This is a genomic window from Streptomyces sp. BPTC-684, from assembly GCF_030028635.1.
GTDB lineage: Bacteria > Actinomycetota > Actinomycetes > Streptomycetales > Streptomycetaceae > Streptomyces > Streptomyces noboritoensis.
This window is the reverse complement of record NZ_CP124863.1, coordinates 4,186,323-4,211,376: the sequence shown is the minus strand read 5'-3', so window position 1 is coordinate 4,211,376 and position 25,054 is coordinate 4,186,323. Positions and strand designations below refer to the sequence as shown.

Below are 25,054 nucleotides of genomic sequence, written 5' to 3'. Positions count from 1 at the left end.
CCGGCGTTCGCGACGAACGCCGGGCCCTTTGCCGTGAGTTGCGCGTACGGGATCAGCCCTTGAGCGAGCTCAGGTCCTGGGCGTAGGTGCCGACCGCGTGGGCGATGACGTCGATGTTGAGGTCGAAGTACGTACGGTCGATGTTCTTCAGGGTGTCACCGGCCGCGTGGTAGTTGGCGTCGTACGGCTGGCCCGCCTGGCCGCCCACCTTCGCTGCCTGCTCCTCGGTCTTGATGCCCTCGGCACCGGTGAAGGTGCCGCCCGCCGGGATGCCCTGCTCGATGAACGGGCCGTAGTCGGAGCGGCCGTCGAAGTCCTTGCCCCAGTGCGGGACGTGCTTCTTGTCGAGGTAGCCGTTGAGCAGCCGCTCGATCTGGGCGGAGCCGTCCGGGCCCGGGCCCGCGCCCACGTGGTCGGAGTCGTCGCCGTCGTAGACGAACTCGGCCGGGTTGGGCGAGGCGATCATGTCGAAGTTGAGGTACAGCTTGATCTGCTGCTTCTGCTGCGGCGTCAGGGACTTGACGTAGTGCTCGGAGCCGAGCAGGCCCAGCTCCTCGCCCGACCACCAGGCGAACCGCACCTTGTTGGCGGTGGGCCTGGGGTGCTTCTTGGTCTGCTTGGTCTCCTTGGCGAGCTTGAGCGCGACCTCCAGCAGACCGGCCGAGCCGGAGCCGTTGTCGTTGATGCCGGGCCCGGCCGGGACGGAGTCGAGGTGGCTGCCGAGCGCGACGACGCTGTCCGGGTCGCCGCCCTTCGTCTCGGCGATCACATTGCGGGTCTTGTGGGCGATCGCCTCGGTGGCGACGTCCAGGGTGACGGTGACCTCGCCCTTGGCGACCTGCGCGGCCAGCGCCTCGCCGTCGGCGAGCGAGACACCGGTGGCCGGGATGTGCGCGTTGGCCGGGTCGCCCACGGTGCCGCGGACGGGGGCGTCGCCGGAGTGGTTGTAGAGGATGATCCCGGCCGCGCCCGCCCGGGCCGCGACCGCCTCCTTCTGCCGGAAGGTGCAGCTGCCGCGCTTGACCAGGGCGATCTTGCCGGTGAAGGTGTCCGACGCGTAGTCGTCGAGGTCGCAGCCGGGCGTGGCGTCGACCCGGGCCGCCTTGACCTGGGCGGTGAGGCCCCCGGCCGGGGTCGCCTTGCTGAACTGGTAGACGGTGGTCTTCAGCTCCCGCGGCTCGGGCGAGACGACGGCGAGCCTCTCGCGCAGGGTCTTGGACTCGTAGACGTCGAAGTCCTGGTACGCGACGTCGTACCCGGCTCTCGCCAGCTGTCCGTAGACGTACGCGGCCGAGGCGTCGTGGCCGGGCGTGCCCGCGGCGCGGTTGCCGCCGTTGGCGTCGGCGATCTGCTGGAGCCGCTCCAGGTGGCGGTAGGCGCTCTCCCCCGACGCCTGCGCCACCAGCTTCCTGGCGAGCCGTTCCGCCTGCTTGTGCGGGTCCTTGCGGTCGTGCGAGTGGGCGACCGCAGGACTGGCGGCCGCCAGGAGTACGGGGGCTGCGGCCAGGACCGCTATGGCCCGGATGCGACGGGATGGGCGCACGGGAATCCTCCGGAAAGACGGGTGCAGGTGACCGTTTATCGGCCCGGACGGCAGGACCGTAACCAGCGAAAGGGCCGTACGGAGGTGTTCCGGTGCGGATGCAATGGAGATGCCATGAACTCGTCACAAGTGGGAAGGCATCTCCCGCTTACGCGTCGGGCCGTCCCATACCCCGGACAATGGATTGGACAAGTCCGCCGGGCGCCGACGCATCATGGAAGCGCCCGTGCCGTACATGCGCGTACCCGCGCGTACAGAAGGAGTCACCGTGAGGGTCGGAATCGTCGGAGCCACCGGACAGGTCGGCGGAGTCATGCGGACCATCCTCGCCGAGCGGAAGTTCCCGGTCGACGAGCTGCGCCTGTTCGCCTCCGCGCGGTCCGCGGGCTCCACCCTCACGTGGGAGGGCCGCGAGATCACCATCGAGGACGCGTCCACGGCCGACTACACGGGCCTGGACATCGTGCTCTTCTCGGCGGGCGGCGCGACGTCGCGCGCGCTGGCGGAGAAGGTCGCCGGGCAGGGCGCGGTCGTGATCGACAACTCGTCGGCGTGGCGGGGCGACCCGGAGGTGCCGCTGGTGGTCTCCGAGGTGAACCCGGAAGCGATCAAGGACCGCCCCAAGGGGATCATCGCCAACCCGAACTGCACCACGATGGCCGCGATGCCGGTGCTGCGGCCGCTCCACGAGGAGGCCGGGCTGACCGCGATGGTCGCCACGACCTACCAGGCCGTGTCGGGCTCGGGCCTCGCGGGCGTGGCGGAGCTGCACACCCAGGCGTGCGCGGTGGCCGAGGCGGCGGACCAGCTCGCGTTCGACGGGGACGCGGTGTCGTTCCCGTCGCCGGGTGTCTACAAGCGCCCGATCGCCTTCAACGTGCTGCCGCTGGCCGGGTCGATCGTGGACGACGGGTCGTACGAGACGGACGAGGAGCAGAAGCTCCGCAACGAGTCCCGCAAGATCCTCGGCATCCCGGGCCTCAAGGTCTCCGGCACCTGTGTCCGCGTCCCGGTCTTCTCGGGCCACTCGCTCCAGGTGAACGCGCGCTTCTCGCGTCCGATCGGGGTGGAGCGGGCGTACGAGCTGCTCGCCTCGGCGCCGGGTGTCGAGCTCTCGGAGATTCCTACGCCGTTGGAGGCTGCGGGCAAGGACGCGTCGTATGTGGGCCGGATCCGGGTCGACGAGACCGTGGAGAACGGTCTCGCGCTCTTCCTCTCCAACGACAACCTCCGCAAGGGGGCTGCGCTGAACGCGGTGCAGATCGCGGAGCTGGTGGCGGAGGAACTGCGCGGCTAACCGACCGGGGTTTTGGCCCCACCCCGCCCCTTCCCGCTGTGACATTTGCGGCTCCGCCGCGTGGCCTCCGGGAGTGGGGGTGGCTCTCCCGGGGGCTACGCCCCCGGACCCCGTTCGTCTGCGGACCGGTGGGGGCTGGTCGCGCAGTTCCCCGCGCCCCTAAAAGCGGATGCCGCGCAGCGGCATTTAAGGGGCTCGGGGAACTGCGCGAGCAACCCAGCACGGTCCGCAGACGAACGCTCACCCCCGGAGGGTTTCGGGAAGGGGCGGGGTGGGGGCAAAACACCTCACCCCGGGGACCGCACGCACACCCCCACCCCCACCACCCCCAACCCCGCCCCCACCACCAACACCCCCGCAACCCCCACCCCGTCCACCACACCCCCACCCACCGCCGCCCCCAACGCGATCGCCGCGTTGAACGCCGCCGTGAACAGGGCGGAGGCCGCCTCGGGGGCCGCGGGAGCCGCGCGGAGGAGCCAGGTCTGGGTGGTGACCGAGACGCCGCCGTACGCCAGGCCCCACACCGCGAGCAGGGCCACCGACAGGAACGCGCTGGCAGACGACACCGCCAGCGCCCCCAGCGTCAGCGTCAGCAGCGCCGCGATCAGGAGCAGCGCACGGCGCGGGCCGCGCACCGTGCCCGCCAAGAAGTTGCCCGCCACCCCCGCCACCCCGTAGAGCAGCAGCAGCCCGCTCACCGCCCCCGGCCCGATCCCGTCGACCCGCTCCAGGACCGGACGTACGTACGTGTACGCCGCGAAGTGGCCCGTGACCAGCAGCAGGACCAGCGCCAGGCCCGTCCGGACCGCCGGCACCCGGAGCAGATCCACCGCCCGGGACCGGCGCGCCGCCCGGTCCGGCGGCAGCGGCGGCAGCAGCCGCGCCAGCAGGCCCGCCACCACCAGCGCCAGCAGCCCCACCGCCCCGAACCCCCAGCGCCAGCCCGCCAGTTCACCCGCGAGCGCGCCCGCCGGGACGCCCACCACCGACGCCACCGCTATCCCGCTGAAGATCACCGCCGTGGAGCGGGCCACCGCTTCCGTGCGGACCAGCCGGGGCGCCAGGCCCGCCGCCACCGCCCAGACCCCGCCGATGCACACCCCGACCACCAGCCGCGCCGCCAGCAGCACCCCGAAACCGGGTGCCAGCGCCGAGGCCAGGTCGGCCGCCGCGAGCAGGAGGACGAGGGCGACCAGGAGCGTACGGCGGTCGGCGCGGCCCGCCAGGGCCGGCAGGAGCGGGGCCGTCAGGGCCGCCACCACACCCGGCAGGGTCACGGCGAGACCCGCCCTGCCCTCGCTCACCCCCAGCGCGTCCCCCAGCGGGCTCAGCAGGCCGACCGGGAGCATCCCGGTGGTGACCACGCTGAACGTGGTGGCCGCGACCGCGAGCACGGCCGCCCGGCCGCGCGCCGGACTCCAACTGCCGCCGCGCACAGGACTTTCAGTGATCGTTCCCATGCCCCACAGCCTTCGCGCCCCGCGCCATGGGAACAACGGGAGAGTTCTCATCCTTTGATTAGCCAGATTGATCGATCAGCCCGAGAGAGGTCTTGTGCGCGCCCTTGAAGTCCGTGAGCTCGAATGCTTTCTCGTCCTCGCCGACGAACTGCACTTCGGGCGCACCGGCGAGCGGCTGTACGTCTCGCAGAGCCGGGTCAGCCAGCTGCTCGCCGCCCTGGAGCGGCGGCTAGGCGCGCGGCTCGTGGAGCGCACCAGCCGGCGCGTGCGGCTCACCCCGTTCGGGGAGGATTTCCTCGCCGCGCTCCGGCCTTCCTACGACGCGCTGGCCGCCGTCGTCTCCCACGCGCGGGAACGCGCCCGGGGGCTCACCGGCACCCTCCGCATCGGCTTCCAGGGCACGGCCACCGCGTATCTCATGCGGGCCATCGAGGCGTTCCGGCGCGAACATCCCGACATCCGGCCGCATCTCGTCGAGATCCCCCTCTCCGATCCCTTCGGGGCGCTGCGGCGCGGCGACGTCGACACCGCCGTCGTCCTGCTCCCGGTGGCCGAGCCGGATCTGGAGCTGGGGCCCGTCTTCTCCGAGCAGCGGCAGACCCTCGCCGTGTCGGTGCGGCACCCGTACGCCTCCCGCGACCGGCTGTCCGCCGCCGAGCTGGCCGGGGCGGACCTGATCGCCCCGGCCGCGCCCGCCCCCTCCTACTGGCGCGCCGCCCAGGCGCCGGGCGCGGCGGGCGGGCCCGGCATGGCCACGCTCCAGGAGGGGCTCACGCTGGTCGCGGCGGACATCGGCGCGATGCTGCTGTGCCGCCCCACCGCCGACTACCACGCCCGCGACGACATCGCGTTCGTCCCGGTGGACGGGCTGCCCGACTCGGCGCTCGGGGTGGTCTGGCGCCGGGGCGGCGACACGGCGGCCGTGCGGGCCTTCGCGGGCGCGGTGGCGGGGGCGCGCCCGGTCAGGGGCGGCGCACCTCGAAGTGGAAGCAGCCGTACTCCAGCGCCCTGACGTGGACAAGGACCACCGCCGGGTCCGCGAACGCCTCCGCGAAGGCCGCCTCGTACCCCGCCGTGGTGTCCTCGGGGATCTCCAGGAGGCGGCCGCCCACGATCCTGCCCTCCGCGTCGTAGCGGCGGACCGTGCGCAGGGCGCCCGCGCGGGCGAAGGGGTAGCCGACCTCCTCGCCGCTCGGCCCGTCGCAGCGCGCGCAGATGAACACCGGGCCCTGCTCGTCGTACGCCCCCGGCTTCGCCCACGTCTCGGCCGCCCAGCGGCGCAGCGGCGCGTACGAGACGAGCGCGATGTGCTCGCCCGGCTCACTGAGGCGCAGACAGCAGCGCAGCGGGGCGCCGCCCTCCTCGTCGGCGAAGGGGACGCAGGGGTGCCCGGCGTCGTCGGTGGCGCGGAGCTCCTGGAGCGCGGCGGGCGGGATGGGGCGGGCGCTGAAGGCCGTCGTCTTCGTGTTCATGGCTCCACCGTGCCGACCCGCCGCGCCCGCCACCGGCGGAATTCGGACCTGGAGCCCGCCGGGCAAAAGCCCTGTACGCCCCCGGGACGTCTCGTGCAAGGATGGCCGGAACCGTCACGATCTGATGGATCCAGCTGAGTTTTTCTGAAGGAGATGGCCGGGTGCCTGGCACGAATCTGACCCGTGAAGAGGCGCAGCGGCGCGCGGAGCTGCTGAGCGTCGACTCGTACGCGATCGAGCTCGATCTGAGCGGCGCGCAGGAGGGCGGGACCTACAGGTCCGTGACCACCGTGCGCTTCGACTCCGCCGAGGCCGGTGCGCAGACGTTCATCGACCTCGTCGCGCCCGCCGTGCACGAGGTCGTCCTCAACGGGACCGCGCTGGACGCGGCCGCCGTGTTCGCGGACTCGCGGATCGCGCTGGCCGGTCTGGAGGCGGGCCCGAACGAGCTGAAGGTGGTCGCGGACTGCGCGTACACCAACACGGGCGAGGGCCTGCACCGCTTCGTCGACCCGGTCGACGACCAGGCGTACCTGTACACCCAGTTCGAGGTGCCGGACGCGCGCCGCGTCTTCGCCTCCTTCGAGCAGCCGGACCTGAAGGCGACCTTCCAGTTCACCGTGAAGGCCCCCACGGGCTGGACCGTGATCTCGAACTCGCCGACGCCCGAGCCCGCCGACGACGTGTGGGTCTTCGAGCCGACGCCCCGGATCTCCAGCTACATCACGGCGCTGATCGTCGGCCCGTACCACTCGGTGCACAGCGTGTACGAGAAGGACGGCCAGTCGGTGCCGCTGGGCATCTACTGCCGCCCCTCGCTCGCCGAGTTCCTCGACGCGGACGAGATCTTCGACGTGACCCGGCAGGGCTTCGACTGGTTCCAGGAGAAGTTCGACTACGCCTACCCGTTCGCCAAGTACGACCAGCTCTTCGTGCCGGAGTTCAACGCGGGCGCGATGGAGAACGCGGGCGCGGTGACGATCCGCGACCAGTACGTGTTCCGGTCCAAGGTGACCGACGCCGCGTACGAGGTGCGGGCCGAGACCATCCTGCACGAGCTCGCCCACATGTGGTTCGGCGACCTCGTCACCATGGAGTGGTGGAACGACCTGTGGCTGAACGAGTCGTTCGCCACCTACACCTCGATCGCCTGCCAGGCGTACGCGCCGGGCTCCAAGTGGCCGCACGCCTGGACCACGTTCGCCAACTCCATGAAGACCTGGGCGTACCGGCAGGACCAGCTGCCGTCCACGCACCCGATCATGGCGGACATCCGCGACCTCGACGACGTGCTCGTCAACTTCGACGGCATCACGTACGCCAAGGGCGCCTCGGTCCTCAAGCAGCTCGTCGCCTACGTCGGCATGGACGAGTTCTTCCAGGGCGTGCAGGCGTACTTCAAGGCGCACGCGTTCGGCAACACGCGCCTGTCCGACCTGCTGGGCGCCCTGGAGCAGACCTCGGGCCGCGACCTGACCGCCTGGTCGAAGGCGTGGCTGGAGACGGCGGGCATCAACATCCTGCGCCCCGAGATCGAGGTCAACGGCGAGGGCGCCATCACCTCCTTCACCGTCCTCCAGGAGGCCCCGGCGCTGCCCGCCGGCGCCCAGGGCGAGCCCACCCTGCGCCCGCACCGCATCGCGATCGGCTTCTACGAGCTGAACGAGACGGGCAAGCTGGTGCGCACCGAGCGCATCGAGCTGGACGTGGACGGGGCGCGCACCGCCGTCGAGCTCCCGGCGGGCACCCGCCGCCCGGCCGTCGTCCTCCTCAACGACGACGACCTCTCGTACGCGAAGGTCCGCCTCGACGAGGAGTCCCTGAAGGTCGTCACCGCGCACCTCGGCGACTTCGCCGAGTCGCTGCCGCGCGCGCTGTGCTGGGCCTCCGCGTGGGACATGACCCGCGACGGCGAGCTGGCGACCCGCGACTACCTGGCGCTGGTCCTTTCCGGCATCGCCAAGGAGTCCGACATCGGCGTCGTGCAGTCCCTGCACCGCCAGGTGAAGCTGGCCCTTGAGCTGTACGCGGCGCCCGAGTGGCGCGAGACGGGGCTCGCCCGCTGGACCGAGGCGACCCTGGAGCAGCTGCGCGCGGCCGCGCCCGGCGGCGACCACCAGCTGGCGTGGGCGCGGGCGTTCGCGGCCACGGCCCGTACGGACGCGCAGCTCGACCTGCTGCAGGGGCTGCTCGACGGCACCGAGACGGTGGACGGCCTGGCCGTCGACACCGAGCTGCGCTGGGCGTTCGTGGAGCGGCTCGCGGCGACCGGCCGGGCCGACGAGAAGGCGATCGCGGCGGAGCTGGAGCGGGACCGTACGGCGGCGGGCGAGCGCCACGCGGCGACGGCGCGCGCGGCGCGTCCGACGGCTGCGGCGAAGGCCGAGGCGTGGGCGTCCGTGGTCGAGGGCGACGCGCTCCCGAACGCCGTGCAGGAGGCGGTGATCGGGGGCTTCGTCCAGTTCGACCAGCGCGAGCTGCTCGCCCCGTACACGGAGAAGTTCTTCGCCTCGGTGAAGGGCGTGTGGGAGTCGCGCTCGCACGAGATCGCGCAGCAGATCGCGACGGGGCTCTACCCGTCGCTCCAGGTCTCGCAGGCGACCCTGGACACGACGGACGCGTGGCTGTCCTCGGCGTCCCCGAACGCGGCCCTGCGCCGCCTGATCTCGGAGTCCCGAGCGGGGGTGGAGCGAGCGCTCCGCGCCCGGGAGGCCGACGCGGCGTCGTCGTAACGGGTGTTCAGCCCCCACCCCCGCCCCTTCCCGAAAGCCCTGGGCGGGCGGCCGGGTGGGGGTCGGGGCGGGCTACTGGGGGCTGCGCCCCCAGACCCCTCGTTTGTCTGCGGACCGTGCTGGGTTGCTCGCGCAGTTCCCCGCGCCCCTTGAATGCCGCTGCGCGGCAATCCCCGGGGCGCCCCGAAGGGGTGCTTTTAGGGGCGCGGGGAACTGCGCGACCAGCCCGCCACGGTCCGCAGCCGAACGCCCGCCCCCGGAGGGTTCAGGGAAGGGGCGGGGTGGGGGAAACCTCCCGCAGCGCGGACAGTACGCGCCCCACCCCCGCCCCACCCTCCGCCCCCCGCCGCACCGCAGCCACCACATGCCGGTACGGGCGGTCCGCGCCAAGTTCCCGCATCACCACGCCCTCACGACGCGCCGCCGCCAGGCGCGGCACCAGCGCCACCCCCATCCCCGCCGACACCATCGCCAGGATCGCCGTCCACCCCGCCGCACTGTGCGCCTGCTCCGGCACGAACCCCGCCGCCTCGCACGCCGCCGTCGTGATCTGCGACCACGGCCCGCTCCCGCCGAAGATCCACGGCTCGCCCGCCAGATCGGCCAGGCGCAGGCCCGGCGAGGACGCGAGCGGGTGGCCGGCGGGGAGCGCCACGTCCAGCGGGTCGGCGAGCAGCGGGACCACCGTGAACCGGGGGTCCCGGGCGCTCGGCGCGTGCGCGGCCAGCGACAGGGCGAGGTCGACGGAACCGGCCGACAGCAGCTCGTACGCCTCGGCCGCCTCAGCCTCCCGCACCCGTACCTCAAGCCCGGGATGACTGCGCCGCAGCCGCAGCACCGCCGGGACGACCAGCGCGGGCACGGCCGTGGAGAAGGCCCCCACCCGCACCCGCCCCGCCTCGCCCCGCAGATACCCGGCCAACTCCGCGTCCGCCCGCTCCAGTTGGGCGAATACGGCCTCGGCGTGGCGCAGGACGAGATGGGCGGCGTCGGTGAGGCGCACCCGGCGGCCGTCCGCCTCCAGAAGGGGTACGCCGAGCTGCTTCGCCAGGTTGGTCAGCTGCTGCGAGACCGCCGAGGGCGTCATGAGCAGCGCCTCGGCGGTCGCGGTCACGGTCCCCCGGTCGCGCAGGGTCCGCAGGATGTGGAGCTTCTTGATGTCCCAGTCGTGCCGTTCACCCTCGTACCGTTGACCGAAGGGCTCTCCGGGATCGTTCGCGCGCATGCCCGTCAACCTATCGGCGTGAGCCCAGCACCACCCCGCCCAGGATCAGCGCCATGCACAGCAGCTGCCCCGGGCCGGTCGCCTCGCCGAGGAGGGCGAAGGAGAGCAGGGCCACGCAGACGGGCTGGAGGTAGTAGACGACGCCCGCCCGGGCCGCGCCGATCAGCGCGATCGCCTTGTTCCAGGCGAAGAAGGCGACCGCGGAGGAGAGGACCCCCACGTACACCAGCGGCCCGACCGTCCCCGGCGTCGCCGCGAAGCCGCCCTGCACCGCGAGGCTCACCCCGTACACCGGCGCCAGCATCAGCGCGCCCAGCGCGAACGTGGTGAACAGGAAGGCGAGGCCGCCGAGTTCGGCGGGGCGGCGGCGCAGCAGGGCGCTGTACGAGGCGAAGGAGACGGCGGCGGCGACCATCCACAGGTCCCCGGCGGCGAAGCCCGGCGCGAGCGAGCCCTTGCTCACGAGCAGCAGCACCCCGGCGCAGGCGACGAGCATCCCGGCCGTCCGCCGCGCCCCGAGCCGCTGCCCGCCGAGCCGCTCGTACAGCGCCATCAGGACCGGCGACGCGGCCATGATCATGCCCATGTTGCCCGCGGAGGTGGAGAGTCCGGCCTGGTTGACGAGGGTGTTGTAGACCGTGACGCCGAGCAGGGCGGCCAGCAGGAGGAAGCGGAAGTGGCGGCGGATCAGGGCCCGCCCGCGCCAGGTCTCGCGGGCCGCGAACGGGGCCACCGCCACCAGCGCGATGATCCAGCGCCAGAACGCGGCCTGGACGGGGGGCACCGAGTCGTGCAGGGCCCGGGAGGCGACGAAGCTGCCGGACCAGACGACGGTCGCGACGCCCGCGAGGGCGAGCCCGGGGCCTGCGGCCCGGCTCGCCCTCGCGGTGGTCGATGTGGTGCGGACGCGCTCCAGGACTGCCACGGTGGACGGTGCTCCTTCGTTCGGTTCGGTGGGGTTCCCAGCGGGTTCTCGCCGGGTGCCGGACTACCGTCGCACCGACGAAACCATCACGTCCATCGAATCTTTTCGACTGGTCTTTGTAGGAGAAGTGAACGGTTCGGGCCTCATGGCCTTCGCGGGCTTCGCCGCCCTCGGCACGTACTGGCCCGCCAGCGTCGCCCCGAAAGCGATCGCCATCCCCGTGAGCTGGAGCGGGGTGAGCGCCTGGCCGAGCGCGGCCCAGCCGACGACGGCGGCGGTGAGCGGCGACAGCGGGCCGAGGAAGGTGACCGAGGTGGCGGTGAGGCGGCCGATGCCGCGGAACCAGAGCCAGTACGCGACGGCGGTGTTGACCAGGGCGAGGTAGAGGTAGCCCGCGAGGTTGCGCCCGTCCAGCGCGGGCGGCGCGCCCTCGACCAGGAAGGCGACCGGCGCGATGAGCAGTCCGCCGGCGGTGAGCTGCCAGCCGGTGAGCACCAGCGGCCCGACCCCCTCGGGCCGCCCCCACCGCTTGGTGAACACGGTCCCGGCGGCCATCGACACGGACGAGGCGACTCCCGCCACGACCCCGACGGCGTCCAGCGCCCCCGTCGCCTTCAGGACCACCAGGCTCACCCCGAGGGCCGCCGCGATCCCGGTGAGCAGGGTCCGCAGGGACGGGCGTTCGCCGAGGAAGAGCGCGGCGAGCCCGGCCACCCACAGCGGCCCGAGGGAGCCGATCACGGCGGCCATGCCACCGGGCAGCCGGTAGGCGGCGAGGAAGAGGAGCGGGAAGAAGGCCCCGATGTTGAGCGCCCCGAGCACCACCGCCTTCCACCACCACTCCCCGCGTGGCAATCGCCGGGTGACGAGGAGGAGCGCGAGCCCGGCGGGCAGCGCCCGCATCATGCCCGTGAACAACGGCCGGTCGGCGGGGAGGAATTCGGTGGTCACGGCGTAGGTGGAGCCCCAGGAGATCGGGGCGAGGGCGGTGAGGGCGACGGTGGCTATGCGGCTCTGGGTTCGCTTCATGGGAAGTAGCTTACTCGTAAGCTACTTTTCGTCAAGCAACTTTCTTGCGCCCGATCGACATCGCTCGGATACTGGTTCCCATGACTGCGACCCCCCGTGACCCCGTCGACGCCATCACCGCGCAGTGGGCGGAGGTCAGGCCCGACCTCGACACCGTTCCGATGGCCCTCTACGGGCGGATCTACCGCATCTCCAAGGCCATGGGCGACCGGATCGAGAAGGAGTACAAGCGGTTCGGGATCGCGCGCGGCGAGTTCGACGTGCTGGCGACGCTACGGCGCTCCGGCGAGCCGTACACGCTCTCGCCGCGCCAGCTCTCGGCGACCCTGATGCTCACCACCGGTGGCATGACCGGACGGCTGGACAAGCTGGAGAAGGCCGGGCTGCTGAGCCGCAGCCCGGACCCGAACGACCGGCGCGGGCTGCGCGTCACCCTCTCCGAGAAGGGCCGCGAGATCGTCGACGAGTCGGTGACGGCGGGCCTGGAGATGCAGCACGAGGTGCTGGACGGGGTGCTCGACGCGGCGGAGGCGGAGCAGCTGAACGGCCTGCTGCGCAAGCTGCTCTCGGCGCACTGAGGCGACTGGAGCGCAACGAAGAAACGCAGAAAAGGCGCTTCGCGGTACGAGTGGAACTCGTACCGCGAAGCGCCTCACAGCGCGTGAAACGTGGTCGGTCAGGCCTTCTTCGACTTGTCGAGGACCATGACCAGACCGGCGATGACCGCGAACAGCGCGATGGGCGCGATCACGTACAGGCCGATCGTGTCGAACACGCTCAGGCCGGAGCCCGGGTCGTCGCCGTCGTCGCGGGTGACCGCGAGGGCGGGGGCCGACATGAGCAGCATCATCAGCGTCGTACCGGCTGCCACGGCGCCGGCGCGCAGGGTGTTCTTCTTGTCCACGGTGCAAACGTAGCGAACGCCTAAGTGGGGCGCGCGCCCGGGGGTGCCGTACGAGTCCGCACGCCCCCCGTTCCGGTGCCGGGACGGGACGCGAACACCCGCATCAGGCCGTGCAGCCGGGGCGAGGAGACCACGTCCTCCAGGGCCAGCGGGCGGCCGTCGGGACCTGCCACCGGCAGGCGCCAGTTGGGGTACTGGTCCCAGGTGCCCGGCAGGTTCTGCGGACGGCGGTCGCCCACCGCGTCCGGCAGCCACACGCCGACCATCCGGGCCGGGGTGCGCAGCAGGAAGCGGTAGACCGCCCGCACCGCGCCCTCCTCGCCCCGGGCGCCCTCGGGCAGCAGCCCGAGCCGGGCGAGATAGGCCAGCCACTCCCCCACCTCGGCCGCGTCCTCGGCCTGCTCCTCGGCCAGCGGGCGGGTGAGCAGCCCGAGGCGGTGGCGAAGGCCGACGTGCTCGCCGGTGAGGCGGGCGGCCGTGGACGGCAGGTCGTGGGTGGTGGCGGTGGCCACGCACGCCTCGCGCCAGGCGGCCGGGGGCAGCGGGCGGCCGGTGCCCGCCCAGTCGCGCTCGAACCAGAGCACCGAGGTGCCGAGCACCCCGCGCCGGCTCAGCACCTCCCGTACACCGGGTTCGACCGTGCCCAGGTCCTCCCCTATGACCACGGCGCCCGCCCGGTGGGCCTCCAGGACGAGCACGGCGAGCATCGCCTCGGCGTCGTAGCGCACATAGGTGCCCTCCGTCGGCTCCTGACCCTGCGGCACCCACCACAGCCGGAACAGGCCCATCACATGGTCGACGCGCAGGGCTCCGGCGTGCCGCAGCAGATTGCGCAGGAGGCCTCGGTACGGGGCGTAGCCGGACGCGGCGAGGACGTCGGGGCGCCAGGGCGGCAGCCCCCAGTCCTGGCCGCGCGCGTTGAAGGCGTCGGGGGGCGCGCCCACCGACATGCCCCGGGCGAAGGTGCGCTGCTGCGCCCAGGCGTCGGCGCCGCCCGGGTGCACACCGACGGCGAGGTCGTGGACGAGGCCGACCGCCATCCCGGCGTCCCTGGCGGCCCGCTGGGCGGCGGCGAGCTGGGTGTCGGTGAGCCAGGCGAGCCGGGTGTGGAAGTCGATCCGGTCGATGAGCTCGCGCCGGGCGCGGGCGGTGGCGGCCGAGCGGGGGTCGCGCAGGGCGCCCGGCCAGCGGGTCCAGTCCGGCCCGTACCGCTCGGCGAGCGCGCACCAGGTGGCGTGGTCCTCCAGGGCCTGACCCTGGTGCGCCAGGAAGTCGCAGTACGCGGCCCGCCGCCCGGGCGCCGGCGGCACCGCGTGGACGGCCTCCAGGGCCTCCCGCTTCAGCGCCCACACCGCGTCCCGGTCGATCAGCTCGCCGTCGTCGAGCACCGACCGGCGCAGCGCGTCCGCCGCCTTCAGCAGCTCGTCGAGCCGCTTGCGCTCGCGTACGTAGGCGTACTCCGGGATGTCCTCGATCCGCAGGTGTACGGGGTCGGGGAAGCGGCGGGACGAGGGGCGGTACGGGGACGGGTCGGTGGGGGTGCCGGGGACGGCCGCGTGCAGCGGGTTGACCTGGAGGAAGCCCACCCCCACGGCCCGTCCGGCCCAGCCGGCGAGCTCGGCGAGGTCCCCGAGGTCGCCCATGCCCCAGGAGCGGGCGGAGAGCAGCGAGTAGAGCTGCACGAGGAACCCGTGGGTGCGGGCGGGGGGTTGGGGGGTGCGCTCGGGGGCGACGACGAGGGTGGTGCGGGCCGTGCGGCCGTCGGGGGTGCGGGCGGTGGCCCGGTGGACGCCGAGGGGCAGGTCGGGCCAGGGGGCGGCTTCCCCGGCCTTCGCGCCCGGCGCCGTCCAGTCGGCCCCGCCGCCGTCCTCCGTCTCGACCCGGACGCGGGTGCCGGGCGGCAGCGCGGCGAGCGAGGGGGGCGCGGATGGCGGGTCCGGGTCCTGCCAGTGGACCACGGTCGGGGGCAACAGACGCGCGGCCACCGCCAGTTCGGCGGCGTCGAGGGACGCGCCCACCGCCTCCGGGGTGGCCGCGTCGACGCCCAGCGCCGCGAGGACGGCGACGACCGTGGCGTCCGGGACCGGGACCGTGCGGTCGGCCGACGGGGCGTAGGACGTGGCGACACCGTGCAGCGCGGCGAGCCGGGCGAGGGTCATGGCGTCAGGCTCCGGCTGGCGCGGCCACCGGGGTCGGTTCGCTGGTCAGGGGCGCCGCCTCGGTCAACGGGGGCTCGCTGGTCAGCGGTTCGGCGTCGGCCAGCGGAGGTTCGCTGGTCAGGGGCTGTTCAAGGGCGGAGACGGCCACGGAGGGCTCCACGAGGATCGGCAACGGGGGACACAGCAGCCCTACCCCGTGGGCGGACTCCCAGACGTACAACGTGGGGGGTGTCACGACCGTCACCGCATCCTTGTGACCCAGGTCACCGGAACGGGCAATTCCGGCACAACAGTCACGCGCGTTGACACCCTCGCCACGGGGTGGTGGGCTCGGGTCCGGTTGCGGCGCGACGTTTTGCCGGGGGTCCCTTTTTCGGCTGCGGAACGTGGGTGGCTGGTAGCGCAGTTCCCCGCGCCCCTGATGGGGCGCTGGAGCGCATCCGAGCTCCACAAGTCCCCGTTCAGACAGGAGATGGCGTGCACTTCGGGCGCGGAAAGCGGGCGGCGGCCGTCGCGGTCGCCGTCATCGGCGGGCTGCTCGGCGCGGCGCCCGGCGCCCTCGCGGCACCCGTGGACCCCCCGGCCCCCGAACAGCCCTCCGGCACGGGCCTGTCGGCGGGCCCGTCGAAGGACGCAGCACGGGACGAGAGCCCGGGTGTCTGGCCCCGGCCGCAGTCCGTCAAGCACGCCGGACCGGGGCTGCGCTTCGGCTCCGAGGCCGTCCTGATCGCCGACCCCGGCGCCGATCCGTACGCGGTGGCCTCGCTCGCGGACGTCCTGGACAAGGCCGGTGTCACCACCCTGCACTACGGACTCCGGGGCGCCGGGCCGGTGTTCCGCGTCGGCGGCAGCGGCGCGCAGGACGCGCTGCGCGCCCTGCGGGTCGCCGAGCGCGGGGACCTGCCGTCCGGCGGGTACCGGATCGGCGTCGGCCGGGTCGGCGGGCGGGACACGGTCGCGCTCGACGGGGTCGGCGAGGACGGGCTCTTCCACGCCGTGCAGACCCTGCGTCAGCTCCTGGGGCAGGACCGGCGGGGCGACGCCACGCTGCCCGGAGTGCGGGTGCGGGACTGGCCCGCCACGGCCGTGCGCGGCACGACGGAAGGCTTCTACGGGCAGCCCTGGACGCGCGAACAGCGCCTGGGCCAGCTCGACTTCATGGGCCGCACCAAGCAGAACCGGTACCTCTACGCGCCGGGCGACGACCCGTACCGCCAGGCCCGCTGGCGCGACCCCTATCCGGCCGACCAGCGCGCCGACTTCCGGGCGATCGCCGCCCGCGCCGCCGCCAACCACGTCACGCTCGCCTGGGCGGTGGCCCCCGGCCAGGAGATGTGCCTGTCCTCCGACAAGGACCTCAAGGCGCTCCTGCGCAAGCTCGACTCGATGTGGGCGCTGGGCGTGCGCGCCTTCCAGCTCCAGTTCCAGGACGTCAGCTACAGCGAGTGGCACTGCGGGCGGGACGCGGACACCTTCGGGCGCGGCCCCGCCGCCGCGGCCCGCGCCCACGCGCGCGTGGCGAACGCCGTCGCCGCGCACCTGGCCGAGCGCTACCCGGGCGCGCAGCCGCTGTCGCTGATGCCGACCGAGTACTACCAGGAGGGCGCCACCACCTACCGCTCCGCGCTCGCGGACGGGCTCGACGCGCGCGTACAGGTCGCCTGGACGGGCGTCGGGGTGGTGCCGCGCACCATCACCGGGCGCGAACTGGCGGGCGCGCGGGCCGCGTTCGGGCATCCGCTGGTGACGATGGACAACTACCCGGTGAACGACTGGGCGCCCGGCCGGATCTTCCTCGGCCCCTACACGGGCCGCGAGCCCGCCGTAGCCACCGGCTCGGCCGCCCTGCTCACCAACGCCATGGCGCAGGCCGCCGCCTCCCGCATCCCGCTGTTCACGGCGGCCGACTACGCCTGGAACCCCCAGGGTTACGAGCCGGAGGCCTCCTGGCGGGCGGCGATCGCCGACCTCGCGGGCGGCGACGCGCCGCTGGGCGAGGCGCTCACGGCGCTGGCGGGCAACGACTCCTCGTCGGTCCTCAGCAGCGCCGAGTCGGCCTATCTGCGCCCGCTGCTCGACGCGTTCTGGAACTCGCACGGCTCGGCGGACGCGGCGGTACGGGACGGGGCGGCGGCGCGGCTGCGCGCGGCGTTCACGGTGATGCGCCAGACGCCCGCGCGGCTCGCGGACAGCGGCGCGCTCGCCGACGAGGTGCGCCCCTGGGCCGACCGGCTCGCCCGGTACGGCCGGGCCGGGGAAACCGCCGTCGACGTGCTCCAGGCGCAGGCGCACGGCGACGGCGCGGCCGCCTGGCGGGCCACGCTCGCCCTGGAGCCGCTGCGCCGGGCCGCCGCCACCGGCTCGGTCACCGTCGGCAAGGGCGTCCTGGACGCGTTCCTGACCCGCGCGGCCGGGGCGTCGGCCACCTGGACGGGCGCGGACCGGCCGCCCGGCGACGTGAGCGTCTCGCCGGACGCGTACACCGTGCGCCTGGACCGGGTCCGCCCGGTGGAGGCGGTCACGGTCATGGACGACTCCGGCGCCGGGCCGAGCCCCTCCATCGGCCCCGGCTCGGGCCCGCCGGCCTGGGCCACGGCGGGCGCGCAGCCCGTCGAGGACGCCGCGTGGGGGCCGGGGCCCGGTCCTGGGCGGGTCGCCTGGGCCGAGGGCGGGGCGCTGGTGCAGGTGCATCTGCCCGGGGTGGGCTGGCGCAGCCTCGGGCCGCTCTCGCCCAGCGGCTGGACGCAGAGCGCCGCCCGCGGTGTGCGCGCCGACGCCGTCCGGGTGACCGGCCCGGCCGCCTCCGTACGGTCCGTACGGCATCTGGTCCCGTGGTTCGCGGACGAGCCGCGGGCCCGTCTGGAGCTGGCCCGGGACGAGGCGGACGCGGAGATCGGCGGGAAGCCGCAGCGGGTGGCGGCCCTGCTAACGTCCACCCGGCCGGCGGACGTGAAGGGCACGCTCAGCGCCAAGGCGCCCCGGGGCATCACCGTGAAGGCGCCCGGCGCGCTCACGGTCCCGCGCGGCGCGGCGGCGAGCGTCCCGGTGGAGGTGGCGGTGGCGGCGGGCACCCCGGCGGGCGAGTACCGGGTGCCGGTCGTCTTCAACGGGCAGGAGCGCGTCCTGACCGTACGGGCGTATCCGCGCACCGCCGGTCCCGACCTGATCGCGGGGGCCGCGGCCTCCTCGTCGGGCGACGAGACCCCCGCGTTCCCGGCGCGCGCGGCGTCCGACGGCGACCCGTCGACCCGCTGGTCCTCCCCGGCGCAGGACAACGCCTGGTGGCAGGCCGAGCTGCCCGCCCCGAGCCGGGTCGGCCTGGTGGTGCTGACCTGGCAGGACGCGTACGCCAGCGCCTACACCGTGCAGGTCTCCGCGGACGGTCGCACCTGGCGCACGGCGGCGACCGTGCGCGACGGAAAGGGCGGCCGGGAAGCGGTCCGCATGGACGCGCGCGACATCCGCTTCATCCGGGTGCAGGGCGTGACGCGGGCGACCCCGTACGGGTACTCGCTGTGGTCGGTGGAGGCGTACGGCGTGGCCCCGTGACCGGGCACGCACGAGCTGGGGACCGGCGGACCGGTCCCCAGGGCTCGGGGACGACGAAGGCCCGGTCTCAGGCGGAAATGCCGTCGATCCGGGCCAGGGCGTCGTCGGCGCCGAACGGTTGGAGGTACGGGAGCCAGCGTGGGTCCCGGTGCCCCGTGCCGATGATGCGCCAGGCCAGACCGCTGGGCGGGGCGGGCTGGTGGCGCAGGCGCCAGCCGAGCTCCAGCAGGTGCCGGTCGGCCTTGACGTGGTTGCAGCGGCGGCAGGCCGCCACCACGTTGTCCCAGACGTGCTGACCGCCGCGGCTGCGCGGAATCACGTGGTCGACGCTGGTTGCGACGCCACCGCAGTACATACAGCGCCCGCCGTCGCGCGCGAAGAGCGCACGACGGGTCAGTGGAACGGGCCCCCGATAGGGGACCCGTACGAATCTTTTGAGCCGGACCACGCTGGGAGCGGGCACGACCCGGGTCGCGCTATGCATGAAGGCGCCGGATTCCTCTAGGCAGACTGCCTTGTTTTCGAGCACGAGGACGAGCGCGCGGCGGAGCGGTACGACGCCGAGCGGCTCGTACGACGCGTTGAGGACCAGGACGTGCGGCACGGTGGATGCCTCCTTGTACGCCGGCGGCGCGTGGCTCGCGCCGGGACGATCTGCCTTCAGTCTCTCCTCATGGCTGGTCGAAACGCCACCACGTCCGGGTAACGGCCTTGAAGTGTTTTCGACCACACCCCACTACATCCCCAGCTCGGGGCACCCTCTCCCCCGAACACGGCAACGAAGCACACACGTTGCCCCGTTAGTGTGGTGGGACTGCCGTCGCACTGTCGGCAGCGCAATGCCTGGAGGTTCCCCCCGTGCACTGGCCCGCCGTACTGGCCGCCGGATCCCCGTCCGATCCCACCGCCCCGCCGACCACGCCGGTCACCCTCGACGACGCCCAGAAGTCGGCCACGGAGGCCGCGGGCTGGGTCGAGGAGAACTGGTCGACGTGGCTCGCCATCGGCCTGCGCATCCTCCTGATCGTGATCATCGCGTCGGTGCTGCGGGTGCTGGTGCGCCGGGCGCTGACCAAGCTCATAGACCGGATGAACCGCAGCGCCCAGGCGGTGGAGGGCACCGCGCTCGGCGGCCTCCTGGTCAACGCGGAGCGCCGCCGCCAGCGCTCGGAGGCCATCGGCTCGGTCCTGCGCTCGGTGGCATCCTTCCTGATCATGGGCACCGCGGCCCTGATGGTCCTGGGCGTCCTCAACATCGACCTGGCGCCGCTGCTCGCCTCGGCGGGTGTCGCCGGTGTGGCGATCGGCTTCGGCGCGCGCAACCTCGTCACGGACTTCCTCTCCGGCGTCTTCATGATTCTGGAGGACCAGTACGGGGTCGGCGACTCGATCGACGCGGGCGTGGCCTCCGGCGAGGTGGTCGAGGTCGGTCTGCGCGTGACGAAGCTGCGCGGCGACAACGGCGAGATCTGGTACGTGCGCAACGGCGAGATCAAGCGCATCGGCAACCTCAGCCAGGGCTGGGCCACGGCGGCCGTCGACGTCCAGGTCCGCCCGACGGAGGACCTGGACCGCGTCCGCGCGGCGATCACGGAGGCCGCGGAGTCCATGGCCAAGGACGAGCCGTGGAACGAGCGCCTGTGGGGCCCGGTCGAGGTCCTCGGCCTCAACGAGGTGCTGCTCGACTCGATGGTGATCCGCGTCTCGGCGAAGACGATGCCGGGCAAGGCGCTGGGCGTGGAGCGCGAGCTGCGCTGGCGCATCAAGCGGTCGCTGGATGCGGCGGGGATACGGATCGTGGGCGGCGCGCCGCTCCCGGCCGAGGACCCGGCCCCGGACCCGTCGGCCGCTGTGGCCGCCCCTTCGGCCCTGAACAACCCGACTTCTCCGCAGTCGCTGGCTACGGCGCCCATACCGCCGGGGAGCCTGGCGAAGTAGTAGCTGCGAACGCGCGTGAAGGGCGCCCCCGCCGGATGGTCGGCGGGGGCGCCCTTCGTCGTACACCGGATCCCCGCCCTCACGAGGTAACGCTTTGATAGCCCCCCGAGCTCCCCATTGACGCCACCTGAACCGCGGCCTACCTTCCTCGCAACCGGATAGGAAACTTTCCTAACAGTGGGGTTGGGGAAGTCGAGACGTGAAGGGCAGGTGCTGCCGTCGTGGCCGGTACTACCCCGGGAACGCCGCGCGTACTCCGCGCCATGAACGACCGCGCCGCCCTCGATCTGCTCCTGGAGCACGGGCCCCTGTCCCGTACCCGGATCGGGAAGCTCACCGGGCTGTCCAAGCCGACCGCGTCGCAGCTGCTCGCGCGGCTGGAGGCGGCGGGGCTGGTCGTGGCGACCGGGACCACCGAGGGGCGGCCCGGGCCCAACGCCCAGCTGTACGCGGTCAACGCGCGCGCCGCGCACGTCGCCGGGCTCGATGTGACGCCCGAGCGGATCCGGGCCGCCGTCGCGGACGTCGCCGGGGACGTGGTCGGGGAGTTCGAGGTGCGCACCCCGGGCCGCCGGGCCGGCGAGTCCGTGGTGCGGCAGGTCACCGACGCGCTCGACGGGGCCGTGAAGGCCGCCGACCTCGTCCGGGGCGATCTGCACCGCGTCGTCATCGGCACGCCCGGCGCCTTCGACCCCGGCACCGGGCGGCTGCGGTACGCCTCCCACCTCCCCGGCTGGCACTCCCCCGCTCTCCTCGACGAACTCGCGGCCGCGCTGCCGATGCCGGTCGAGTACGAGAACGACGTCAACCTCGCGGCCATCGCCGAGCAGCGGCTCGGCGCCGCGCGCGGCCACGACGACTTCGTGCTGCTGTGGAACGAGGGCGGGCTCGGTGCCGCGCTCGTCATCGGCGGACGGCTGCACCGCGGGTTCACCGGCGGCGCCGGCGAGGTCGGCTTCCTGCCGGTGCCGGGCGCCCCGCTCGTCCGGCACGTCACCAAGGCGAACTCCGGCGGCTTCCAGGAGCTGGCGGGCGGGCAGGTACTGCCCCGGCTCGCAAGGGAGTTCGGCGTCGCGGACATCCCCGGCGGCACGCCCATCGAGGTCGCCACCGCGCTCGTCGCGCGGGCGGCGGAGGCCGTACGGCGGCGGGACGAGGGGGACGACATCCCCGGCGCCCGGAACGAGCAGGACGGCCCCGGCTCTCCCGACTCCCTCACCGGCCCCGACGCCCCGAGCGAGCAGAACGGCCCCGGCCCCCAGAGCGAGCACGCCGACCCCGACGCCCCCTCCCGCCGCCTCCTCGAAACCTTCGCCACCGGCCTCGCCACCGGCCTCGCCTCCATGGTCGCCGTGCTCGACCCCGAGCTCGTCGTGCTGTCCGGCGCGCTGATCTCCGCCGGTGGCGAGCCGCTGCGCGCGCTCGTGCAGCACGAGCTGGGCGAGCTCGCCGCCTCCCGGCCGCGGCTCGTCATCGGCGAGGTGCGCCACCACCCTGTGCTGCGCGGCGCGTTGGAGAGCGCCCTCGCCGCCACCCGCGACGAGGTCTTCGACACCTCCCGCTGAACCCCCGCCACCCGTAAGAACCCCATCCCCGTTCCTCCGCCCCCGCCCCGGGAGACTTCGCCATGTCCGGAAACAGCCGAAACCACCGGAAGTCGGCCGCCGCGCTCGCCGTGACCGCCTCCATCGCCCTGTTCGCCTCCGCCTGTACGGGCCAGAGCGACTCCGCCGCGAAGGACGACGCCTCCAAGGAGACGACGATCACCTTCTGGCACGGGTGGAGCGCCCCGGAGGAGGTCAAGGCGATCCAGGCCAACGTGGACGCCTTCCAGAAGGCGCACCCCACCATCCACGTGAAGGTCGTCGGCAACATCAACGACGACAAGATCAACCAGGCGCTGCGCGCGGGCGGTTCGAACGCGCCGGACGTGGTCTCCTCCTTCACCACCAACAACGTCGGCAAGTTCTGCTCGTCCAAGGCCTTCGTCGACCTCGCCCCCTTCCTGAAGAAGGACGGGATCGACCCCGCGAAGACCTTCCCGAAGGCGATGAACGAGTACACGCAGTTCGACGGCAGGCGCTGCACGCTCCCGCTGCTCGGCGACGCCTACGCGCTCTACTACAACAAGGAAGCCTTCAAGGCCGCCGGGATCGCGAACCCGCCCAGGACGTGGAGCGAGTTCGCCGCCGACGCCAAGAAGCTGACCAAGGCGAAGGGCGACTCGTACGAGCAGCTCGGGTTCATGCCGACCTACCACGGCTACGAGTCGACGACCGAGCACTACATCGCGCAGTGGTCGCCCACGTACTTCGACTCCAGCGGCAAGTCGAACATCGCCAAGGACCCGGCCTTCGCCAAGGGGCTCGGCTTCCAGAAGCAGCTGGTGGACGACCTGGGCGGGTTCCAGAAGCTGGAGAAGTTCCGGTCCGGCTTCGGTGACGAGTTCGGCGCCAAGCATCCCTTCCACCTGGGCCAGGTCGCCATGCAGCTGGACGGCGAGTGGCGCCTCGGCATGGCCGAGGACACCAAGCCGAAGTTCGAGATCGGGGTTGCCCCGCTGCCCGTGCCGGACGACCAGGCCGCGACCTACGGCAAGGGGTACATCACCGGGACCATCGCGGGCATCGCCGCCACCTCGACCAAGCAGAACGCCGCCTGGGAGCTGGTGAAGTACATGACGACCAACACGGAAGCGGTCGTGAACTTCGCCAACGCCATCCACAACGTGCCCTCCACCCTCGATGCGCTGAAGTCCCCGAACCTCAAGTACGACCCGCGCTTCAAGACGTTCCTGGACATCGCGCAGAACCCGGGCTCGACCACCAGCCCGGCCTCCGTCAACGGCGGCCAGTACCTGGTGTCGATCCAGAACCTCGGCTACGACGTCGAGAAGGGCAAGCAGGGCGACGTCAAGGCCGGTCTGGAGAAGACCGCCAAGGAGATCGACACCGCGATCGACCAGGCCAAGTAGCCCCGGAATGACCACGTACACACTGCGCGCCAAGCGCCGCCGGGCGGCGCTGCGGACCGCCGCCTTCATGTCCCCCTGGCTGATCGGCTTCGGCGTCTTCTTCGCCTACCCGCTGATCTCCACGGTCTACTTCTCCTTCACGCACTACGACGGGTTCGCCGACCCCGCCTTCAACGGGCTCAAGAACTGGTCGTACGTCTTCAACGACTACCCGCTGTTCTGGCCCGCGCTGCGCAACACGCTGTGGCTGGTGGTGGTCATGGTGGTCTGCCGGGTCGCCTTCGGGCTCGGCATCGGGCTGCTCATCACCAAGATCAAGACGGGTGCCGGGGTCTTCCGGACCCTGTTCTACCTGCCCTACCTCGCGCCGCCGGTCGCCGCCACGCTCGCCTTCGTCTTCCTGCTCAACCCCGGTACGGGGCCGGTCAACTCGGTCCTGTCCGACCTCGGGATACCGGCGCCGGACTGGTTCACCGACCCCACCTGGTCCAAGCCCGCGCTGACCATGCTCGCGGTGTGGGGCGTCGGGGACCTGATGGTGATCTTCATGGCCGCGCTGCTCGACGTGCCGAAGGAGCAGTACGAGGCGGCCGAGCTGGACGGGGCCTCGTCCTGGCAGCGGTTCCGGTTCGTGACGCTGCCGAACATCTCGCCCATCGTGATGTTCGCGGTGGTCACCGGGATCATCCAGACCATGCAGTACTACACCCAGCCGCTGGTGGCCGGAAAGGTCGCCTCGGGGATCATCGGCAGCTCCGGGCAGCCGTTCGAGCCCGGCTACCCGGACAAGTCGACGCTGACCCTGCCGCAGCTGGTGTACAACCTCGGCTTCCAGCGCTTCGACTACGGCTCCGCCTGTGTGGTCGCCCTGGTCCTCTTCGCCCTCTCCATGGCCTTCACCGCACTCCTGATGCGGCGCCGTGGCGGACTGATCCAAGCAGGTGACTAGGCAGATGGCCGACATGACGTACGCACTGGACGCCCCGGTGGCGACCCCGGCGGCCCGCGTCGCCCGCCGCAAGGCGCTCCTCCACTGGATCGGCGTGCACGCCCTGGGCGTCGCGGCGGCGCTCTTCTTCGTGCTGCCGTTCGTGTTCATCGTGCTCACCTCGCTGATGGACAACCAGCAGACGCTGACCCGCGACCTGATCCCGGACCACTGGCAGTGGTCCAACTACAAGAAGGTGCTCGACACCCCCGGCTTCCTCACCTGGTGGAAGAACACCCTGCTGTACGCCGGGCTCGGCACCGTCCTGACCGTGGTGTCCTCCGTCCCGGTGGCCTACGCGCTCGCCAAGTTCCGCTTCCGCGGCCGCAATCTGTCGATGATGCTGGTCATCTCGATGATGATGCTGCCGCCGCAGGTGATCATCATCCCGATGTACCTGTTCTGGGCGAAGCAGCTGGACCTGTCCGGCACGCTCTGGCCGCTGATCGTCCCGATGGCGTTCGGCGACGCGTTCTCCATCTTCCTGCTGCGGCAGTTCCTGATGACCATCCCCAACGAGTACCTGGACGCGGCCAAGGTCGACGGCTGCGGGGAGCTGCGCACCCTGCTGCGGGTCGTGCTGCCGATGGCCAAGCCGGGGATCGCCGCGGTCGCGCTCTTCCAGTTCTTCTACGCCTGGAACGACTACTTCGGGCCGCAGATCTACGCCTCGGAGAACCCGGGAGCCTGGACGCTGTCGTACGGCCTGGAGTCCTTCAAGGGCGCGCACCACACCGACTGGAACCTGACCATGGCCGCGACCGTCCTGGTCATGGCCCCCGTGATCCTCGTGTTCTTCTTCGCGCAGAAGGCGTTCGTCGAGGGCGTCACGCTCACCGGAGTGAAGGGTTAGACA

General features: G+C 72.7%; 20 protein-coding genes. 10 read left to right on the top strand and 10 right to left on the bottom strand.

Annotated features, from left to right (window positions below; genetic code table 11):
• Nucleotides 1-52: 52 nt before the first annotated feature.
• Entirely contained in the window at nt 53-1,543 is a 1,491-nt protein-coding gene (locus tag QIY60_RS18545; protein ID WP_283143459.1) for a M28 family metallopeptidase, read from the bottom strand.
• A gap of 268 nt (nt 1,544-1,811) precedes the next feature.
• Between QIY60_RS18545 and QIY60_RS18540 the strand changes: the two genes are divergently transcribed.
• Nucleotides 1,812-2,840 (top strand): aspartate-semialdehyde dehydrogenase, encoded by a 1,029-nt coding sequence (locus QIY60_RS18540; protein WP_283143458.1) that lies wholly within the window; start codon nt 1,812-1,814, stop codon nt 2,838-2,840.
• A 287-nt stretch (nt 2,841-3,127) separates the two neighbouring features.
• On the opposite strand, the gene QIY60_RS18535 is transcribed toward QIY60_RS18540, so the two are convergent.
• Nucleotides 3,128-4,303, bottom strand: a complete 1,176-nt coding sequence (locus QIY60_RS18535; RefSeq protein ID WP_283143457.1) for an MFS transporter — start codon at nt 4,301-4,303, stop codon at nt 3,128-3,130.
• A gap of 94 nt (nt 4,304-4,397) precedes the next feature.
• Here QIY60_RS18535 and QIY60_RS18530 point away from each other — a divergent pair, with 94 nt between their 5' ends.
• The gene (locus QIY60_RS18530; protein WP_283143456.1) at nt 4,398-5,315 is read left to right on the top strand and encodes a LysR family transcriptional regulator; all 918 of its coding nucleotides are present in this window, start codon (nt 4,398-4,400) and stop codon (nt 5,313-5,315) included.
• Here the strand turns inward: QIY60_RS18530 and QIY60_RS18525 are convergent.
• Nucleotides 5,266-5,775: a DUF1203 domain-containing protein gene (locus QIY60_RS18525; protein ID WP_283143455.1), complete on the bottom strand. Its 510-nt coding sequence runs from the start codon at nt 5,773-5,775 to the stop codon at nt 5,266-5,268. The genes QIY60_RS18530 and QIY60_RS18525 overlap by 50 nt on opposite strands.
• 161 nt (nt 5,776-5,936) lie before the next feature.
• On the opposite strand from QIY60_RS18525, the gene pepN reads away from it, so the two are divergent.
• A complete protein-coding gene (gene pepN / locus QIY60_RS18520; RefSeq protein WP_283143454.1) occupies nt 5,937-8,507 on the top strand; it encodes an aminopeptidase N in 2,571 nt (856 codons plus the stop codon).
• 265 nt (nt 8,508-8,772) lie between these two features.
• Here the strand turns inward: pepN and QIY60_RS18515 are convergent, their stop codons facing one another.
• The 3 genes from QIY60_RS18515 to QIY60_RS18505 all read right to left on the bottom strand — a co-directional run bounded on the left by QIY60_RS18515 (nt 8,773) and on the right by QIY60_RS18505 (nt 11,686).
• Entirely contained in the window at nt 8,773-9,732 is a 960-nt protein-coding gene (locus tag QIY60_RS18515; protein WP_283143453.1) for a LysR family transcriptional regulator, read from the bottom strand.
• A 10-nt stretch (nt 9,733-9,742) separates the two neighbouring features.
• Nucleotides 9,743-10,648, bottom strand: coding sequence for an EamA family transporter (locus QIY60_RS18510; RefSeq protein ID WP_283145998.1), 906 nt, complete (start codon nt 10,646-10,648; stop codon nt 9,743-9,745).
• A gap of 72 nt (nt 10,649-10,720) precedes the next feature.
• A complete protein-coding gene (locus QIY60_RS18505; RefSeq protein WP_283143452.1) occupies nt 10,721-11,686 on the bottom strand; it encodes an EamA family transporter in 966 nt (321 codons plus the stop codon).
• An 80-nt stretch (nt 11,687-11,766) separates the two neighbouring features.
• Between QIY60_RS18505 and QIY60_RS18500 the strand changes: the two genes are divergently transcribed.
• Entirely contained in the window at nt 11,767-12,264 is a 498-nt protein-coding gene (locus QIY60_RS18500; RefSeq protein ID WP_283143451.1) for a MarR family transcriptional regulator, read from the top strand.
• 98 nt (nt 12,265-12,362) lie between these two features.
• Here the strand turns inward: QIY60_RS18500 and QIY60_RS18495 are convergent, their stop codons facing one another.
• The 3 genes from QIY60_RS18495 to QIY60_RS18485 are packed head-to-tail and all read right to left on the bottom strand — an operon-like array spanning nt 12,363 to nt 14,933.
• A complete protein-coding gene (locus QIY60_RS18495) occupies nt 12,363-12,590 on the bottom strand; it encodes a hypothetical protein (RefSeq protein WP_101388341.1) in 228 nt (75 codons plus the stop codon).
• Nucleotides 12,591-12,610: 20 nt separating this feature from the next.
• The gene (gene malQ, locus QIY60_RS18490) at nt 12,611-14,749 is read right to left on the bottom strand and encodes a 4-alpha-glucanotransferase (RefSeq protein ID WP_283143450.1); all 2,139 of its coding nucleotides are present in this window, start codon (nt 14,747-14,749) and stop codon (nt 12,611-12,613) included.
• Between the two features lie 4 nt (nt 14,750-14,753).
• The gene (locus QIY60_RS18485) at nt 14,754-14,933 is read right to left on the bottom strand and encodes a hypothetical protein (protein WP_257584310.1); all 180 of its coding nucleotides are present in this window, start codon (nt 14,931-14,933) and stop codon (nt 14,754-14,756) included.
• A gap of 293 nt (nt 14,934-15,226) precedes the next feature.
• On the opposite strand from QIY60_RS18485, the gene QIY60_RS18480 reads away from it, so the two are divergent.
• The gene (locus tag QIY60_RS18480) at nt 15,227-18,298 is read left to right on the top strand and encodes a beta-N-acetylglucosaminidase domain-containing protein (RefSeq protein ID WP_283143449.1); all 3,072 of its coding nucleotides are present in this window, start codon (nt 15,227-15,229) and stop codon (nt 18,296-18,298) included.
• Between the two features lie 67 nt (nt 18,299-18,365).
• Here the strand turns inward: QIY60_RS18480 and QIY60_RS18475 are convergent, their stop codons facing one another.
• The gene (locus QIY60_RS18475) at nt 18,366-18,902 is read right to left on the bottom strand and encodes an HNH endonuclease (RefSeq protein ID WP_283143448.1); all 537 of its coding nucleotides are present in this window, start codon (nt 18,900-18,902) and stop codon (nt 18,366-18,368) included.
• A gap of 272 nt (nt 18,903-19,174) precedes the next feature.
• Between QIY60_RS18475 and QIY60_RS18470 the strand changes: the two genes are divergently transcribed.
• From QIY60_RS18470 to QIY60_RS18450, 5 genes are all read left to right on the top strand, one after another.
• Complete coding sequence (locus QIY60_RS18470) at nt 19,175-20,236, top strand: mechanosensitive ion channel family protein (RefSeq protein ID WP_283145997.1); 1,062 nt, start codon at nt 19,175-19,177, stop codon at nt 20,234-20,236.
• A gap of 221 nt (nt 20,237-20,457) precedes the next feature.
• On the top strand, nt 20,458-21,801 hold the full coding sequence (locus QIY60_RS18465; protein WP_283143447.1) for an ROK family transcriptional regulator: 1,344 nt from the start codon (nt 20,458-20,460) through the stop codon (nt 21,799-21,801).
• A gap of 62 nt (nt 21,802-21,863) precedes the next feature.
• A complete protein-coding gene (locus QIY60_RS18460) occupies nt 21,864-23,210 on the top strand; it encodes an ABC transporter substrate-binding protein (RefSeq protein ID WP_283143446.1) in 1,347 nt (448 codons plus the stop codon).
• Nucleotides 23,211-23,217: 7 nt separating this feature from the next.
• Nucleotides 23,218-24,159 carry a sugar ABC transporter permease gene (locus QIY60_RS18455; RefSeq protein WP_283143445.1) on the top strand — a complete coding sequence of 314 codons (942 nt, stop codon included), beginning with the start codon at nt 23,218-23,220 and terminating at the stop codon, nt 24,157-24,159.
• A gap of 13 nt (nt 24,160-24,172) precedes the next feature.
• Nucleotides 24,173-25,051 carry a carbohydrate ABC transporter permease gene (locus QIY60_RS18450; protein WP_283145996.1) on the top strand — a complete coding sequence of 293 codons (879 nt, stop codon included), beginning with the start codon at nt 24,173-24,175 and terminating at the stop codon, nt 25,049-25,051.
• Nucleotides 25,052-25,054: the final 3 nt, after the last annotated feature.